We start from the raw sequence: 16,096 nt of genomic DNA, 5'->3' as shown, positions 1-16,096 counted from the left end.
CCGCGAGTCCGGGGTCTCCGCGTTTTCCGGGAGCGGCGCCTATCCCGCGCCGTCGAGCATGCCCTTCCGCAGCTTCTCCAGGTTGCGGGAGAGGAGCCGGGAGACGTGCATCTGCGAGATGCCCAGCTCCGCGCCGATCTCCGACTGCGTCATCTCCTCGACGAAGCGCAGATGCAGGATGCGACGGGCCCGCTCGTCGAGTTCGACGAGGAGGGGGGCGAGGGTATGGAAGTCCTCGAAGAGTTCGAGGGCCGGGTCCTCCACCCCGATGAAGTCCGACAGCGCCGCGTCGTCGTCGTCCGAGCCGATGGCCGCGTCGAGCGACGTGGAGTTGTATCCGTTGGATGCCACGCGGGCCTCGATGACCTCGTCCTCGGAGAGGTTCATCAACGTCGCCAGCTCCGCCACGCTCGGCGAACGACCCAGGCGTGAACTCAGCTCCTCCGTCGCCTTGGCGAGTTCGACGCGCGCCTCCTGCAGCCGGCGCGGTACGTGGACCGCCCAGGAGGTGTCACGGAAGAAGCGCTTGATCTCGCCCACGATGTACGGCACGGCGAAGCTGGTGAACTCCACCTCACGCGATATGTCGAAGCGGTCGATGGCCTTGATCAGACCGATGGTGCCGACCTGGACGATGTCCTCCATCTCGTCGCCACGGGCGCGGAACCGCCCGGACGCGTACCGCACGAGAGACATGTTCATCTCGATCAGCGTGTTGCGCGCGTACTGGTATTCGTGGGTCCCCTCCTCGAGGACCGCCATCCTGTTGAAGAACGTCCGGGACAGCTCTCGTGCGTCCTTGGGGGCGACCTTGCGAGGCGCCTCCAGTACAGGGAGCTCCCCCACACTCGTTCCGGCTCGGGCCTTCGTCTCCGTCGTCACCACAGTCGGCACTCGGACGACCTCCCTCGTAGCTCGAACAAACTCGACTCCCCGTCAGCAGACCGCCTGCCCCGAGTCCGTCGAAGCATTCCCATGGATTCACATCAATTTTTTCCGCGGCGCTCGGACGCGCCCGGGCGGATCAGGCGAGCGAGAGGCGCGCCCGGACCCGCTTGCCCGTGGGCACAGGGTCCACGCTCACGCTTTCGCAGACGGCCACCACGATCTCGACACCGTGCTGACCGATTCGCCCCGGGTCGTGACCGCGGGGGACGGGAGACGCCTCCTGCCGGTCGAAGACCGAGATCTCCAGCGCCCCGTCGAACAGCTCCAGCAGGACCCGGCACGGGCCCGGCGCGTGCCGCACCACGTTGGTGACCAGCTCGCTGACCACAAGTCGTGCGAGGTCGATGCGCTCACGGGTCACCGGTTCACGTCCCACCGCCGGGGAGGCGCTGAGGAAGTCGGCGGTGAAGTCGCGAGCGGAAGCGATCATCCCGTCACCCATGTCGTACTCGACGCTCGCGGACAGCGAAGGTCGTCGGGTCGCACTCTCCATGGCCGTCAAGTCCGTCACCGCCCCTCCTCCCCCACACGTTTCGTAGATCCCTGCTCGTTCTGCGAATTTTCCCCTCTTCGCACGTTCCACACCGTCCCCCGTCCGGGAAATCCGGGCGCGCGCGCCGCCTCTCTAGCGGCCACGGCCTCCGGACTGTTCTACCGGTCCGCACTCTCGTCCGCATCCCGTTCGGCGGCGCGGCCGCCGTGCCAGTCGAGGCAGAGGACGAGGATCGCTTCCGTCGGCACGCCCGGAGATCCCCGCAACGCCCGGACCACGGCGCTGGGCGTGTCGGCGCAGGTCAGATGCCGGACGGCGTCGATCGCGCCGTTCACGGCACGGTCCGACACCGGGCCGCTCGCTCCGGGCGGGTCCTCGGGCCGGTCGCAGGCGAGGAAGACGAGCCGGTCGCCCGGGAGGATCCGCAGGCGCTGGGTGGCGTAGACGGTGTCCTCGAACATTCCCAGCGGCAGTTGCCGTTCCAGATCGAGCCGCTCGGTCACGGCTCCACGGGTCCGCCAGACGGTCGGCGAGCCCGCGTCGACGACCTGCACCTCGCCGTCGGCGAGGCTGAAGCTCATCAGAAGGGCGGAGAGGCTCCGCTCGCCCCGGTGCTGACCGTAGAGCGCCTGGTCGGTCAGGCTCGCCTGGCCGACCAGGTCGAGCCCGGCGCGCCGGGCGTTGCGGAGCGCGTTCAGGGCGAGGTTGCTCACCAGGACCGACTGGGTGCCGGGCCCGGTGCCGTTGGCGACCACGAGCGTGAGCTCGTCCTCGGTCACCGACCAGTCCAGGACGTGTCCGCCCGAGGTGTAGGACGGCTCCCAGTAGGCGTGGAGAGCGAACTCCTCGCCCGCGCAGGCCCGCCCTGGAAGCATGTCCCACTGCATCTCCGCAGGGATGCTGAGGGCGCGGGCCCGCCGGGTCTGCCGGTAGACGTCGGTGTGGCGGTCCGCGACCCGCATGGCGTGCCCGAGGGTTTCGGCGATCGCGGCGAGATCCTCGGCCGACCGGGGTGTGAGGTGCTCCGAGAGGAGGTCGACCACAAGAACCCCACACCGGTCGCCGCGAACCGTCACAGGAAGGTACGCGGTCGCCGTCGGTCCGTCCGCCCCGGAAAGATATGGTTGCTGTGTGGTGAAGGCGTGACCCGCGGGCCCGGAGTCCAGGGCCATGGGCTGCGATCCGGTGCGGGCCTGGACGGGCTCGACGGGGCGGAGCGCCGTGAGCCCGTAGTCGACGAGCAGGAGGTCGACGGAGAACGCAGCGAACTGCTGTGCCAGATTGATTCGGAGGGAGTCCAGGAGGCGGTGTGCCGGCGCCCCGCGCAGAGCGCGTTCCACTGTCACGCGTCGATCCACCGAATCCGTACCGCCTTCTGGAGAGATGTGGAGATGACCGGGCGCCCGGCGGTGCCGGCGCCCTCGGCCCGGACGCCTGAGGAGTGTCGATAGCCATGGACACGGACCCCGCCCCGTCTCAACGGGAGGCGCAGCAGACGACCGAGGCGGCCCGGGAGCTCATCGAGCTTCTCGAGGTGCTGTGGGAGCGCGGCCGGGACATGGTGTCGTCGACGCCGGTGTCGGCGTCTCAGCTCCGGGTGCTGTACAGCCTCGACCGCGAGGAGGGGATCAACCTCCGCGCGCTGGGCGAGCTGCTCGGTTCCGCCCCGCCCTCGGTGAGCCGCATGTGCGACCGGCTGGAGGCCCTGGGGTTCGTGCAGCGGCTGCCCAGTCCCGTCAGCCGCCGCCAGCTCGAGCTGCACCTGACGGTCCGCGGCAAGGCGTACCTGAAGGACCTCAGGGCCCAGCGGGAGGAGGCGCTGATGGCCGTCGTCGCGGCCATGTCACCGACGACCCGCAAGGCGCTGCTGCGAGGGCTGACCGGGTTCCAGGACGCCCTGGACAAGGAAGGTGCGGCCCCGCGGAGCGCGCCGCCGCTCAAGGGCGTGCGTTCCGCCTGACCGCCGCATGCCGTGAGCGCCGTCCGGTCACGTGCCCCATGTCCCACTTGTCACCCCTGGTCGCCTACGACGTGTTCACTCCCGGGCACGAGCCAGGTGTTGCCACAAGGATACAGTTGTCACGCGGCAACTGTTACACGTGGTGGTGCACGGGGCGACGCACGGGCGTGTCAGGGGTGGGCGTCCTCGACCGGGGTGACCTCCTGGCGCGCTCCTCGTCCCCACCAGTCGAGGCAGACGACGAGCGCGTCGTCCTCCAGCGCCGTGTCTCCGTGGTACGCCGCGAGTTCCCGCAGCACGGCCCCGGGCACCTGGGTGGGCGGCAGCAGCCGCGTCGAGGTGAGCGCGCGGGCCAGCGCCCGTTCGCCGTAGCTCTCGCCGCTCGGGGACGCGGCGTCGTACACACCGTCGCTGCCGAACAGCAGCCGGTCCCCCGGACGTACGGTGAACCGCTCCGGGACGTAGGCGGTCTCCTCGAACATCCCGAGGGGCAGCTGGGCCTCGAAGATGACGGGCTCGACGGAGCGGTCGCGCATCCGCCACAACCGGGGTGAGCCGGCGTCGACGGCCTCGACCTCTCCCGTCGCGAGGTCGAAGCGGAGCAGCAGCACGGAGACGTAGGCGGTGCCGCGGTACTGCGCGAAGACCGCCTGGTCCGCCAGGGCCGCCTGGTCCGCGAGGCCGAGGCCGGCGCGGCGGGCGTTGCGGAGCGCGTTGATCGCGAGATGGGTCAGCAGGGCGGCCTCGATGCCCTCGCCCATCCCGTTGGTGACCGTCAGGGTGAGGTGGTCGGCCGACGCGGACCAGTCGTAGTTGTCCCCGAAGATCGCGTAGGCGGGTTCCAGATGGGCGCCCAGGGCGAACTCGGGCCGGGCGCAGGAGCGGCCCGGAAGCAGCTGCCACTGCATCTCGGCGGCCAGGGTCAGTCGGGTGGCACGCCGCGCCTGGACGTACAGGTCGGTGTCGCGCTCCGCGACGAGGATCTCGTGGCCGAGCGCCTCGCTGATGTCTCCGAGCTCCGAGAGCAGAGGGGCCAGGTCACGGTCCGGCGGTACGGTCACGGTGAGCACGCCCATCCGGTCACCTCTGATGGTCACCGGAAGGTGCGCGGTGACGGCGTCCGCCTCGTGCGTGACGTACGGCTCCTGCGCACCGAAGGCACGGCCCTGCGGGCTGTCGTGGATGGGCACCGACACGCTCGTGTGCGGCGCGCGCTCGACGAGCTGGAGCGACCGCAGGCCGTAGTCGGCCAGCCGTAGCTCCACCCGTCGGGCGCCGTAGTGCTTCCGCAAGGCGTCCTCGACGACGCTCACCAGCATGTGCGGAGCCGCCCGGCGCAGCGCCTGCTCGACGACGGTGATCTCGTGCACGTGTTCCCGCTTCTCCTTCCGCCCGCCGCGGGCCCGCAGCGGCGGGCCCGCGCCGAGGTCGACTATCCGGCGCGGCCGGCCGCCGCGAGCGCCTCCGCCACGTCGGCGTGCAGGGGCGTCGTCATCGTGAGACCGGTGATCTCCAGGATGCGCCGCACTGCCGGCGTCGGCGCGACGAGATGGAGGTCGCCCTTGGCCTCGCGCGCGTCCCGCGCCGCCCTGATCAGGACGTTCAGGCCGGACGAGTCCATGAAGGCGAGGGAGGAGAGATCCAGGACCAGGTGGCGGCGGCCGTGCAGGACCTGGTTTGCCAGGTGGTGGTGGAGCAGTGTGGCCGTCTCGATGTCGAGTTCTCCGCCCACGGACAGCACGGCCGTGTCGTCGTCGCGGATGTCCACCTCGACGTCCAGGTTCGCTTCTCGCTCGGTCATACTGCCTGCTTTCTGTGGTGGGGCATTCGGTCTTCCATGGGTGGGGACGTACGGTCGTCGAGCACGGGACGCCCGGTCACCGCGCGGTCAGGAGACCCGCACGCCGATCAGGCACGTGTCGTCGTCCGTGTCGGACTTGCTGTGCGTCAGCAGCGTGTCCAGGCGCCGTTCGAGGCTGTCCGCCGGGGCCTGGGCCGTGGTCAGGAGCTGGGCGAGGGAGTCGTGCACGGCCGTGTCGCGGCGCTCGACCAGTCCGTCGGTGTACATCAGGACCGTGTCGTCGGCCTCGAGCTGGAACTCCGCCTCCTCGTACTCGGCCTGCGCGAGCGCTCCCAGCAGCATGCCCTTGAGCAGCGGCAGCGTCGAGGCCTCCGTACCGCGTACGAGAACCGGCGGGAGGTGACCCGCCCTGGCCCAGCGCAGCGTACGGGTCTCGGGGTCGAAGACCCCGCAGACGGCCGTGGCCGTGACCTGCTCGGTGAGGTGGTGGGCCACGATGTTCAGCCAGGAGAGGAGCTGGCCGGGGCCCGCTCCCGTGACGGCGAGGCCGCGCAGGGCGTTGCGCAGGACCACCATGCCGGTGGCGGCCTCGATGCCGTGCCCGGCGATGTCCCCGACACACAGCAGTATCTTCTTGGACGGCAGCACGACCGCGTCGTACCAGTCGCCGCCCACCAGGGACTCCGTCTCCGCCGGGCGGTAGCGCACCGCGACGTCGAGGCCCGGTGCGTCGAGCGGGGCCCTGCTCGGCGGCATGATGGCGTGCTGGAGCTGCAGGGCCAGCCGGTTGCGTTCCGCCGACTCCTGCTCCGTGGCGGCGAGTTGGTCGCGGGTCGCCGCCAGGGCGACCTCCGTCCAGTGCTGCGAGGAGATGTCCTGGTACGCGCCCCGAACGGCGAGGAGCCGCTCGTCGGGGTCGAGGACGGGTTCGGCGATCACCCGGATGTGGCGGGTCACCCCGTCGGGGCGCAGCAGCCGGAAGGCGGTCGAGGTAGCCCGCCGGTGGTGCAGCACGGCCTGCAGGAAGCGGCCGATGGCGACGGAGTCGTCCGGGTGGGCGTGGGCGCTCAGATCGTGCAGGGACACCGGCCCCGCGGAGACGTCCCTGCCGTACAGGTCGAAGAGCTGTCCGTTCCAGGTGATCTCCCTGGTGACGATGTTCTCCTCGAATCCGCCGATGCGGCCGAGGCGCTGGGCGTGCTGGAGCAGGCTCGCGAGCCGGGCGGTCTCGTCCTCGATGCGCCAGATGAGGAGCACGCTGCCGCCGTGCCGGCTGATGCTGAGGTCCGCGACCGACGCGAGCTGCACCTGGTCCACGAGCGCGGTCAGCCGGGCGCGGCGCGCGCGGAAGGCTTCGCCGGTGGCGTAGACGCGCTCGATCCGCTCGAAGAGTTCGTTCTCGCCCGCGGCCGTGGGGTACGCCTCCAGGAGCAGGGCTCCGGCGACGGCGCTCCGGGTGCGCCCCGCGGGGTCCTGGAAGCGTTCGTTGGCATGCCGGATACGGAAGTCCGACAGGCGGCCCTCGGAGTCCAGCTGCGGCGTGAGGACGAGCGCGGGATCGTACAAGCCGTCGGCGAGGTCCACGAGTTCGGACACCCCGGCCGGTTCGCGCGGTCGCATCGGCTCCGGCTCTGCCGGAAGGGTCTCCAGTGTGTGGGCACACAGCTCGGCCAGCGCCTCGAACTGGCGCTCGACGACCGGGGAGTGCGGGTCCAGCGGCCCGGGCCAGCAGATCTCCAGGACACCGTGGATCCGGCCGCCGGTGCCGGCGGGTACCGCCACCCGTCCGCCGTCGGGGTTACCGGTGTGCCCGATGGAGGGGATGCCCGCGGCCGCCAGCGTGGGGAACCGCACCGTACGGCGCTCGGTCAGCGCCTGCCGGGCGACGGTGGCCACTCCGGGCGGTACGTAGCGCCATCGGGCGGGCTCGTCGGGACCGAACCCCGCGTGGCCGCAGAGGGTGAGCGAGGAGTCCGAGCCCGCGGTCCAGACGGCGACTCCGGTGGCCCCGAGGGGTGCGAGCGCGTGCTCCAGGAGGGACTCGGCCACGGACTGGGTGTCGCCGGCGTTCAGCGCCGCGCACTCTGCCGTGCGCAGGCGCACGGCGACCGAGGCCTCGGCGCCGCCGCTGGTGTCGGGGCCCTCGCCGGTCCCGGGGTCGCCCGCCGTTCGTCGGACGAAGTCGTCGGCGACCTCGGCGACCTGGTCGTGGGCCGCCTGGTTGACGACGTCGGCGGCCAGTTCCAGTTGCGAGAGTCCGGCCTGCTCCGCCAGGGCGGCCAGCTGCCGTGCCGCCTGCGCCGGGCCGCACCGGAGCCGCTCGACGATGACGCCCTTGGCTAGTTCGATGAGCGCGCGCCCGTCTGCCGCGGCCTGTGCGGCACGCACCTCTTCGCGCAGCCGTTCCACCGTGGCGGCCAGCCGGCCGACGGTGGAGTGGTCCTCGGACAGCGGATCTCCCTCGTTCGACGGTGCGGGCGCGGGCCCCGCCCCGGGCGCGGGGCCCCGTGGGGCGTCGCCCACCCCGTCGCCGCCGCGCGGACCGTGGCCGAGCAGGACGTCGTCGCCCGTCGAGTCGCCACCGGGCTCGGAGCCGGCCCGCGAGGCGTCCGCCGCACGGGACCGGGGCGCCGGCAGTTCGCGGTACGCGACGGACTGGCGGGTCCGGCGGTCGCCCTCGGGAGCGTCGTCCCCCGAGGGACCGACGGCGGGGTCTCCGTCGGGATGGTGGGGAGCACTCATGACGCGGACTCCTGAGAGGGGACGGCCGGGGGGCCTGGGCGGGCGGGGAGCGGGGGCGGTCGGTCCGGGCGTGTGGGGCTACCCCTCACCCAGCCAGCGCCGGATGCAGTTGACGAGGTCGTCGGCGTCCACCGGCTTGGTCACGTAGTCGCTGGCACCCGAGGCGAGGCTCTTCTCACGGTCCCCCGGCATGGCCTTCGCGGTGACCGCGATGATCGGCAGGCGGGCGTGGGCGGGCATCTGCCGGATCTTCGCGGTGGCGGTGTAACCGTCCATCTCGGGCATCATGACGTCCATCAGGATCAGGTCGATGTCCGGGTTCGCGGCGAGCGCGTCGATTCCCTTGCGGCCGTTCTCGGCGTGCAGGACCTCGACGCCGTGCAGCTCCAGGATGCCGCTGAGGGCGTAGAGGTTGCGGGCGTCGTCGTCGACCACGAGCACGGTACGGCCCTGCAGGGTGGCGTCCATGGCCTGCGGGACGGGCTGCCGCTGCTCGGCGCGTACGAGAGGAACGACATCGCCCGGCTGGTCGGCGGAGAGATGCAGGGCGATCCGCTCGCGCAGTTCGTCGAGGCTGGAGAGCAGCTCCAGGGGGCGCGTGCCGGCGCGCGACTGCAGGGCCCGCTCGTGGTCGGCGGCGAGCCTGCGGTTGTTGTGGGCGAGGACCGGGACCGTACGCAGCGCCCGGTCGCCGTCCATGGCGTCGAGGAAGGTGATGGCCTCGCTGTCGGCCATGTCGAGTTCGAGCACGACGCAGTGGAACGGCTGGGTGGCGAGGGCGGTGGCGGCGTCCTGGGGGCCCACGGCCGTGATCACCTCGATGCCGTCCTGGAAGCCGAGGTTACGGCCTCCGGCCAGTTCCGCGACGGCGTTCTCGGCGACGAGCGAGAGCAGCCCGCGCGGGCGTTCCTCGATCACCAGCAGCCGCCTCGGCTGCCGGGGCTGCGCGTGCGCGAGTCCGTCGCGGCCCGAGGGGGCGCCGTCGACGGCCGCCGCGAGCTGTGGGCCGTCCTCGGTCCTGGCGGGGTGCGCCGGGCCGGACGGTTCCTGGAAGTCCGCCCGTGCCACGGGCAGATAGAGCGTGAAGGTGCTGCCTTCGCCGGGCGTGCTCTCGGCGGTGAGTGCGCCGCCGAGCAGGTAGGCGATCTCACGGCTGATCGAGAGGCCGAGGCCCGTACCCCCGTACTTGCGGTTGGTCGTGCCGTCCGCCTGCTGGAAGGCGCCGAAGATGGCCTCCAGGTGCTGGGAGGCGATGCCGATGCCCGTGTCCTTGACCCGGAAGGCGACCACGGCACCGCCCCGGTGGACGCCGGCGGGCAGCTCCTCGTCCGCGGCGGGTTCGATCCGCAGCTCGACGCCTCCGCGCTCGGTGAATTTGACCGCGTTGGAGAGCAGGTTCCGCAGCACCTGGCGCAGCCGGGAGTCGTCGGTGACCAGGTCCACCGGCACACCGGGGGCGGTGGAGACGGTGAAGTCGAGGCTCTGCTGTGTGGTGAGCGGCCGGAACGTCGCCTCGACGTAGTCCAGGAGCCTGCGCAGCACGACCCGTTCCGGGTTGAGGTCCATCTTTCCGGCCTCCACCTTCGACAGGTCGAGGATGTCGTTGATCAGCTGGAGCAGGTCGGACCCCGCGGAGTGGATGATGCCGGCGTACTCGACCTGCTTGGCGGTGAGGTTGCGGGTCGGGTTCTGTGCGAGCAGCTGGGCGAGGATCAGCAGGCTGTTGAGCGGGGTCCGCAGCTCGTGACTCATGTTCGCGAGGAACTCGGACTTGTACTTCGAGGCCAGTGAGAGCTGCTGGGCGCGGTCCTCCAGCTCCTGCCGGGCCTGCTCGATCTCCAGGTTCTTGGCTTCGATGTCGCGGTTCTGCGTGGCGAGCAGGGCCGCCTTGTCCTCGAGTTCGGCGTTGGAGCGCTGCAGCTCCTCCTGCTGCACCTGCAACTCCTCGGAGCGCACGCGCAGCTCGTCCGCCAGGCGCTGCGACTCGCCCAGCAGTTCGTCCGTACGGGCGTTGGCGACGATGTTGCTGACGTTGACGCCCACCGTCTCCATGAGCTGCTCCAGGAAGTCCCGGTGCACGGCGGTGAAGGGGGTGAACGAGACCAGCTCGATGACGCCGATGACCTGGTCCTCGACCACGATCGGGAGCACGATCAGGCTGCCTCCCGACGTCTGGCCGAGCCCGGAGGAGATGTACACGTAGTCGCCGGGTACGTTCTCGGCCGCGATGGTGCGGCGACTGCGCGCGGCCTGGCCGACGAGCGACTCACCCAGCCGGATCCGCTTGCGGCCCGGGCTGTCCGCGGGAAGGCCGTAGGAGCCGACCAGCTTCAGTTCGGTCCCCTCCTCCCCGTCCTCCGCCAGGTAGAAGGCCCCGTACTGGGCGGAGACGAGGGGGACGAGCTCGTCCATGACGAGGTCGGCGACGACGGCCAGGTCGCGATGGCCCTGCATCAGCGCGGACATCCGGGCGAGGCTGGACTTCAGCCAGTCCTGCTCCTGGTTGGCCCTGGTCGTCTCGCGGAGCGAGCCGACCATCGAGTTGATGTTGTCCTTGAGTTCGGCGACCTCGCCCGAGGCGTCGACGGTGATCGAGCGGGTCAGGTCGCCCTCGGCGACCGCGCTCGCGACCTCGGCGATGGCGCGGACCTGCCGGGTGAGGTTGCCGGCGAGTTCGTTCACGTTCTCCGTGAGCCGCTTCCAGGTGCCGGAGACGCCCTCGACCTCGGCCTGGCCCCCGAGCCTGCCCTCGCTGCCGACCTCCCGGGCCACGCGGGTGACCTCGGCGGCGAACGAGGACAGCTGGTCGACCATCGTGTTGATGGTCGTCTTCAGCTCCAGGATCTCGCCCCGGGCGTCGACGTCGATCTTCTTCGAGAGGTCGCCGTTGGCGACGGCGGTGGTGACCTGGGCGATGTTCCGGACCTGCCCCGTCAGGTTGTTGGCCATGGAGTTGACGTTGTCGGTCAGGTCCTTCCACGTGCCCGCCACGTTCGGCACCCGGGCCTGGCCGCCGAGACGTCCCTCCGTGCCGACCTCGCGGGCGACCCGGGTCACCTCGTCGGCGAAGGCCGAGAGGGTGTCCACCATCGTGTTGATGGTGTCGGCCAGCGCGGCGACCTCGCCCTTGGCTTCCACTGTGATCCTGCGCGCCAGGTCGCCGCGTGCGACGGCGCTCGCGACCTGGGCGATCGAACGTACCTGCCCGGTGAGGTTGGACGCCATCACGTTGACGTTGTCGGTGAGGTCCTTCCACGTGCCGGAGGCTCCCCGGACGGTGGCCTGGCCGCCCAGGTTCCCCTCCGTACCGACCTCCCTGGCCACCCGGGTCACCTCGTCGGCGAAGGCCGACAGCTGGTCGACCATCGTGTTGATGGTCTCCTTCAGCTCCCTGATCTCGCCCCGGGCGTCCACGTCCACCTTCTGCGAGAGGTCGCCCTTGGCGACGGCGGTGGCGACGTGCGCGATGGAGCGGACCTGGGCGGTGAGGTTGCCGGCCATGGAGTTGACCGAGTCGGTGAGATCGCGCCAGGTGCCGGAGACACCCTTCACGTCCGCCTGACCGCCGAGGATTCCCTCCGTGCCGACCTCGCGCGCCATGCGCGTGACCTCGTCGGCGAAGGACGAGAGCTGGTCGACCATGGTGTTGATCGTGTTCTTGAGCTCCAGGATCTCGCCCCGGGCGTCCACGTCGATCTTCTGCGAGAGATCGCCCTTGGCCACGGCGGTGGCGACCTGGGCGATGTCACGGACCTGCGTCGTCAGGTTGCCGGCCATCGCGTTCACCGAGTCGGTGAGGTCCGCCCAGGTGCCGGAGACTCCGGGGACCTTCGCCTGCCCGCCGAGGGTTCCTTCCGTACCGACCTCACGTGCGACGCGGGTCACCTCGGAGGTGAACAGCGAGAGCTGGTCGATCATGCCGTTGAACACACTGGAGATCTCGCCCATCAGCCCGCTCGCCTCGTCGGGCAGCCGGGTTCCGAAGTCTCCGTCGCGTACGGCGGTGAGGCCGGCGAGGAGCTGTCGCAGTTCCGGCTCCCCCACCTCGGCCGGCCTCTGCCGCCCTACCCCCGAGGAGCCCTCGATCGTCGTCTCAGACATGATCCATCCTCGTCAGCTAGCGGGTCCCGCCGATGTACCGGGCGTCGTCAGGGCAGCGGCCGGGGTCCGCCGCCCTCCCGTACGTTCCCGGCCAGGACCGTTGTCGTACGGCAATCAACCCGAGACTACTCCCCCGTGATCGACGGGAGGGAGACGGAGCCGGATCCGGCGGCTGGAAGTGATCCGGTCCGGGCTCGTGGCACCCTCCCCGGACCGGTCTGCCGGACAGCCCGACGGGCCCCCGGGAGCGCGAGGACGGGGTACGCCCGCTTCCCTCACCGCTCCCTCTCCATGGCCTGAATCCGCCATTCCTCACGGTCGCGAACCCGGCGCGGCCGATCCGACACGCTGTAGCGGAACTGATGCCCGATGAGGGTGTCGGCGACGGGACGACGGGAAGACGACCCGAGTACGCAGAAGCGAATTCAGGGAGGAGGGGAACCATCATGCAGCCCCAGGGCGAGACGCGGTCCCGTGCCTCGATTCCTCGGCCCCGGCCGCCGCGCTCCGCCGACGACGAGCGGGCGGTACGCACGTCGACCCAGGCGCGAGAGTTCACCAGGCGGAGGCTGGCCGGCATGCGGCCGTGGGACGAATCACAGGTCGACGACCTGTTGCTCGTCGTCTCCGAGTTGGTGACCAATGCCGAACGTCATGGCGGTGGCCTCATCGATTTCCGCCTGGATGTGACACGGAACACAGCGACGGTGTCCGTCTCGGACGCCAGCGAGGACGCGCCCTTGTACCGGCGCCACGAACCAATGGTTCCCGGCGGGTTCGGGTGGCCGATCGTCCTGCACCTGTGCCGTGAGGTGGGCGTGACGGTCCGCGCCGGCGGCAAGACGATCCACGCGGTCGTACCCCTGGGGCAGTGACGGCCCCAGCGGATCCGGCACCGGAGAGACCCGGCGAGCGCAGCAGTGCCAGGGGAACGGGAATCATGGTCATCCAACCTCCGGCACGCCGCGTACCCCCTGTTCTCCTGCCCATTCCCGCTGAACAGGCAGGTTTTCCGCACGCTTTCCGGGGAATCTGCTGCCCTTGCCGCGGCCGGCGTCGTGCTCAGCGCTGGTACGTCCCGAGGAGGGTGCCCGAGGCCAGCTCCCGGCCCTTCAGCGCACCGTGCACGTCCTCGACACCCGGGTGGCCCTCGAGGGGCAGTGGCTCGGACAGGGCGTACAGGCGGAAGAAGTAGCGATGCGGCCCGTGGCCCGGCGGAGGCATCGGCCCGCCCCATCCCATGCGCCCGAAGCCGTTGGGCCACGGCAGTCCGCCCTGCGGCTTCGTGTCCTCCGCCACTCCGGTGGCCGCCGGATCGATGCCTGTGACCAGCCAGTGCAGGAAGGTCTCCCCCGGCGCGTCCGGGTCCTCGCACAGGAGCACGAGCTCCGTGGCCTCTTCGGGCACTCCTGACCAGGTCAGGGGTGGTGAGATGTTCTCTCCCTCCCCGCTGTACCGACGGGGGATCACCGTGTTGTCGTCGAACGCGGCGCTGCTGAGTTCCATTCCGCTCATGCGCGCCGCCCTACCCGCAACGACGGCACCGGCACCGGTTCACGCCCCGAAACCCCCGTTCGGCCGAGCGCCCGGTGGACCCGCGCGATCCGCTCCCGACGCCGCTCAGCCCTGTGGCGGGGCGGCCCGGTCCCGGCGGGAGCGCACCGCGCGCGTCACGCGTGCGATGCCGTAGCCGAGCAGCCAGGGCAGCACGGTGATGCCGAAGACGTAGACGACGAGATAGCCCGTGAGGTCCTCCTGCCAGGTCTCCTCCTTCAGCCGGAGGAGGCCGGACATGAGGACGGTGCCCGAGATCCCCACAGGCACGGCGGGCACCAGCACGGACCACAGTCGCGGCGTCCAGCCGGGCCGGCGGGCACACCACACACCGAATCCCGCCATGAGGAAGGGCCCGAGCGGCACCCAGAACACCACCGGGACGAACAGCAGCGCCAGCCAATCGTCCGAGTACCCGAACATCACGCGGCATCCCCCCCGACATCAGCCGCCCTCGTGCTACCTGCCCCGCCGCGGCCGCACCTGAATCATGGCCGCGGGTGTGAGGTGGCCGACACGGTCGCCGTCCTCAACCGCCGCGCCCCTCCTGGCGTCTGGCTTCCTGGAGGCTTCCTGGAGCCTGCACGACGACGAGGAGCACGCGTGGCCACCAGCGCAGAGTCCGCCCCACCCGCCGAGCACGCAACGCGGGGCCGGCCCACGACCGGTGAGCCGACCGATTCCGCCACACCCGCCTGGCGCATGCTCCTGGGTTACGTACGGCCGCACCGCTGGACGCTGCTCCTCGGCGCGGTGCTGTCGCTGGTCACCGGAGCCACCGGGCTCGCGCTGCCGCTGGTGGCCAAGTTCCTCATCGACGCGCTCACCGAGGACCGGCCGATCGCCGGCGCCCTGGTGCTGATGTCGGTCCTGGTCGTCGCCAACGCGGGGATCGGCGCGCTCGGCGGGTACGTCCTGCAGCGCACCGCGGAGTCGGTCGTCCTCGGCGCCCGGCGCACCCTGTCGTCGTATCTCCTGCGACTTCGCATCACGGCGGTGGACCGCAGTGAGCCCGGCGATCTGATGGCCCGGGTCACCTCGGACACGACCCTGCTGCGCGAGGTCACCACCGACTCCCTGGTGGGTCTCGGCACCGGAGGGCTGACGCTCGTCGCGACGCTGGTGATGATGGGCGTGGTCGACCCGGTCCTGCTGGCGGTCACGCTCGGCGTCGTGCTGGGCGCGGGGACGGTGATCGGCGTCTTCGTGCCCCGCATCAACAAGGCCAGCAGGCAGGCGCAGGACGCCGTCGGGGCGATGGGGGCGTCGCTGGAGCGCATCCTGGGCGCACTGCGTACCGTCAAGGCGTCCGGCGCCGAGCACCGTGAGGAGCAGGCCGTGCACGCGGCGGCCGAGGAGTCTTGGCGGCAGAGCCTCCGGGCCGCCAAGTGGTCGGCGCTGGCCGGGAACACGGCCGGCCTGTCCATGCAGATCGCGTTCATCACCGTGCTCGCGGTCGGCGGCGCCCGGGTCGCCACCGGCGCGATCGACGTGGGCACTCTGGTCGCGTTCCTGCTGTACGTCTTCTATCTGATGTCGCCGATCCAGCAGGTCGTCGGCGCCGTCACCCAGTACCAGGCCGGGGCAGGCGCGCTGGCCCGGATCCGCGAGGCGCTGCAGCTGCCGGCCGAGCCGCCCGCCGCGCCCGCGCCGCTGCCCGCGCCCGGCGCCGAACCCGCCGCGCTGGCCTTCGAGGACGTCCGGTTCCGGTACGCGGACGATCTGCCGCATGTCCACCACGGCGTGACCTTCTCCGTACCGCAGCGCGGTATGACCGCGTTCGTCGGCCCGTCCGGCGCGGGCAAGACCACCGTCTTCTCGCTCATCGAGCGGTTCTACGACCCGGAGGCCGGACGGATCACCCTCGACGGCCGCGACCTGAACGCCTGGGAGATACCGCGGCTGCGTTCCGCGATCGGGTACGTCGAGCAGGACGCGCCGGTGCTCTCAGGCACCCTGCGCGACAACCTGCTGCTCGGCAACCCCGAGGCCGGCGAGGACGACGTACTGCGGGTACTGGGGACCACCCGGCTCGACGGTCTCGTCGACCGGCTCCCCAAGGGCCTCGACACGCTCGTGGGCCATCGCGGTACCAAGCTGTCCGGCGGCGAGCGTCAGCGCGTCGCGATCGCCCGCGCGCTCCTGCGCCGTCCCCGGCTGCTCCTGCTCGACGAGGCCACGAGCCAGCTCGACGCCGTCAACGAGGCCGCGCTGCGCGACACCGTGGCGGACGTGGCCCGCACCACGACCGTGATGGTGGTCGCCCACCGGCTGTCCACGGTCACCATGGCCGACCGCATCGTCGTCATGGACGCGGGCCGGGTACGGGCAGTGGGCACGCACCGCGAACTCATCGCCGTCGACCCGCTGTACGCGGAGCTCGCCGCCACGCAGTTCCTGGCCACCGCCGACAACTGACCGCGGTTCCCCGGGCGCTCAGCGGGGCGCCCGGCGCTGTGGGGCTCCAGGGGCTTCCCTTGTGCACGGGGCTCCTGGG

The 16,096-nt window shown here is 71.2% G+C and carries 12 protein-coding genes; 3 read left to right on the top strand and 9 right to left on the bottom strand.

Annotated features, from left to right (window positions below; translation table 11 throughout):
- Positions 1 to 39: 39 nt before the first annotated feature.
- The 3 genes from ACZ3OF_RS04410 to ACZ3OF_RS04400 all read right to left on the bottom strand — a co-directional run bounded on the left by ACZ3OF_RS04410 (position 40) and on the right by ACZ3OF_RS04400 (position 2,787).
- The gene (locus ACZ3OF_RS04410) at positions 40 to 885 is read right to left on the bottom strand and encodes an RNA polymerase sigma factor SigF (RefSeq protein ID WP_467302851.1); all 846 of its coding nucleotides are present in this window, start codon (positions 883 to 885) and stop codon (positions 40 to 42) included.
- A gap of 139 nt (positions 886 to 1,024) precedes the next feature.
- Positions 1,025 to 1,459 carry an ATP-binding protein gene (locus ACZ3OF_RS04405; protein ID WP_361666297.1) on the bottom strand — a complete coding sequence of 145 codons (435 nt, stop codon included), beginning with the start codon at positions 1,457 to 1,459 and terminating at the stop codon, positions 1,025 to 1,027.
- 140 nt (positions 1,460 to 1,599) lie between these two features.
- Positions 1,600 to 2,787, bottom strand: a complete 1,188-nt coding sequence (locus ACZ3OF_RS04400) for a PP2C family protein-serine/threonine phosphatase (RefSeq protein ID WP_467302658.1) — start codon at positions 2,785 to 2,787, stop codon at positions 1,600 to 1,602.
- A gap of 107 nt (positions 2,788 to 2,894) precedes the next feature.
- On the opposite strand from ACZ3OF_RS04400, the gene ACZ3OF_RS04395 reads away from it, so the two are divergent.
- A complete protein-coding gene (locus ACZ3OF_RS04395; RefSeq protein ID WP_361666301.1) occupies positions 2,895 to 3,401 on the top strand; it encodes a MarR family winged helix-turn-helix transcriptional regulator in 507 nt (168 codons plus the stop codon).
- Between the two features lie 170 nt (positions 3,402 to 3,571).
- Here ACZ3OF_RS04395 and ACZ3OF_RS04390 read toward each other — a convergent pair whose 3' ends face one another.
- The 4 genes from ACZ3OF_RS04390 to ACZ3OF_RS04375 all read right to left on the bottom strand — a co-directional run bounded on the left by ACZ3OF_RS04390 (position 3,572) and on the right by ACZ3OF_RS04375 (position 12,045).
- Positions 3,572 to 4,771 carry a PP2C family protein-serine/threonine phosphatase gene (locus ACZ3OF_RS04390; protein ID WP_467302656.1) on the bottom strand — a complete coding sequence of 400 codons (1,200 nt, stop codon included), beginning with the start codon at positions 4,769 to 4,771 and terminating at the stop codon, positions 3,572 to 3,574.
- Between the two features lie 62 nt (positions 4,772 to 4,833).
- On the bottom strand, positions 4,834 to 5,202 hold the full coding sequence (locus ACZ3OF_RS04385) for an STAS domain-containing protein (protein ID WP_361666303.1): 369 nt from the start codon (positions 5,200 to 5,202) through the stop codon (positions 4,834 to 4,836).
- A gap of 87 nt (positions 5,203 to 5,289) precedes the next feature.
- Entirely contained in the window at positions 5,290 to 7,944 is a 2,655-nt protein-coding gene (locus tag ACZ3OF_RS04380) for a PP2C family protein-serine/threonine phosphatase (RefSeq protein ID WP_361666305.1), read from the bottom strand.
- A gap of 78 nt (positions 7,945 to 8,022) precedes the next feature.
- Entirely contained in the window at positions 8,023 to 12,045 is a 4,023-nt protein-coding gene (locus ACZ3OF_RS04375) for a HAMP domain-containing protein (RefSeq protein WP_467302653.1), read from the bottom strand.
- Between the two features lie 446 nt (positions 12,046 to 12,491).
- Between ACZ3OF_RS04375 and ACZ3OF_RS04370 the strand changes: the two genes are divergently transcribed.
- Positions 12,492 to 12,920, top strand: coding sequence for an ATP-binding protein (locus ACZ3OF_RS04370; protein ID WP_361666309.1), 429 nt, complete (start codon positions 12,492 to 12,494; stop codon positions 12,918 to 12,920).
- Positions 12,921 to 13,107: 187 nt separating this feature from the next.
- Here ACZ3OF_RS04370 and ACZ3OF_RS04365 read toward each other — a convergent pair whose 3' ends face one another.
- Both ACZ3OF_RS04365 and ACZ3OF_RS04360 read right to left on the bottom strand, forming a co-directional pair.
- Positions 13,108 to 13,560, bottom strand: a complete 453-nt coding sequence (locus ACZ3OF_RS04365) for a YbhB/YbcL family Raf kinase inhibitor-like protein (RefSeq protein ID WP_467302650.1) — start codon at positions 13,558 to 13,560, stop codon at positions 13,108 to 13,110.
- 105 nt (positions 13,561 to 13,665) lie between these two features.
- On the bottom strand, positions 13,666 to 14,022 hold the full coding sequence (locus tag ACZ3OF_RS04360) for a hypothetical protein (protein ID WP_361666311.1): 357 nt from the start codon (positions 14,020 to 14,022) through the stop codon (positions 13,666 to 13,668).
- Between the two features lie 279 nt (positions 14,023 to 14,301).
- Between ACZ3OF_RS04360 and ACZ3OF_RS04355 the strand changes: the two genes are divergently transcribed.
- Positions 14,302 to 16,017 (top strand): ABC transporter ATP-binding protein, encoded by a 1,716-nt coding sequence (locus ACZ3OF_RS04355; protein ID WP_467302849.1) that lies wholly within the window; start codon positions 14,302 to 14,304, stop codon positions 16,015 to 16,017.
- The last annotated feature ends 79 nt before the right edge of the window (positions 16,018 to 16,096 follow it).

The sequence above is a fragment of the Streptomyces sp. NPDC022552 genome (genome assembly GCF_055561875.1).
The sequence above is the reverse complement of the archived record's forward strand: the minus strand, read 5'-3'. Positions and strand labels throughout refer to the sequence as shown.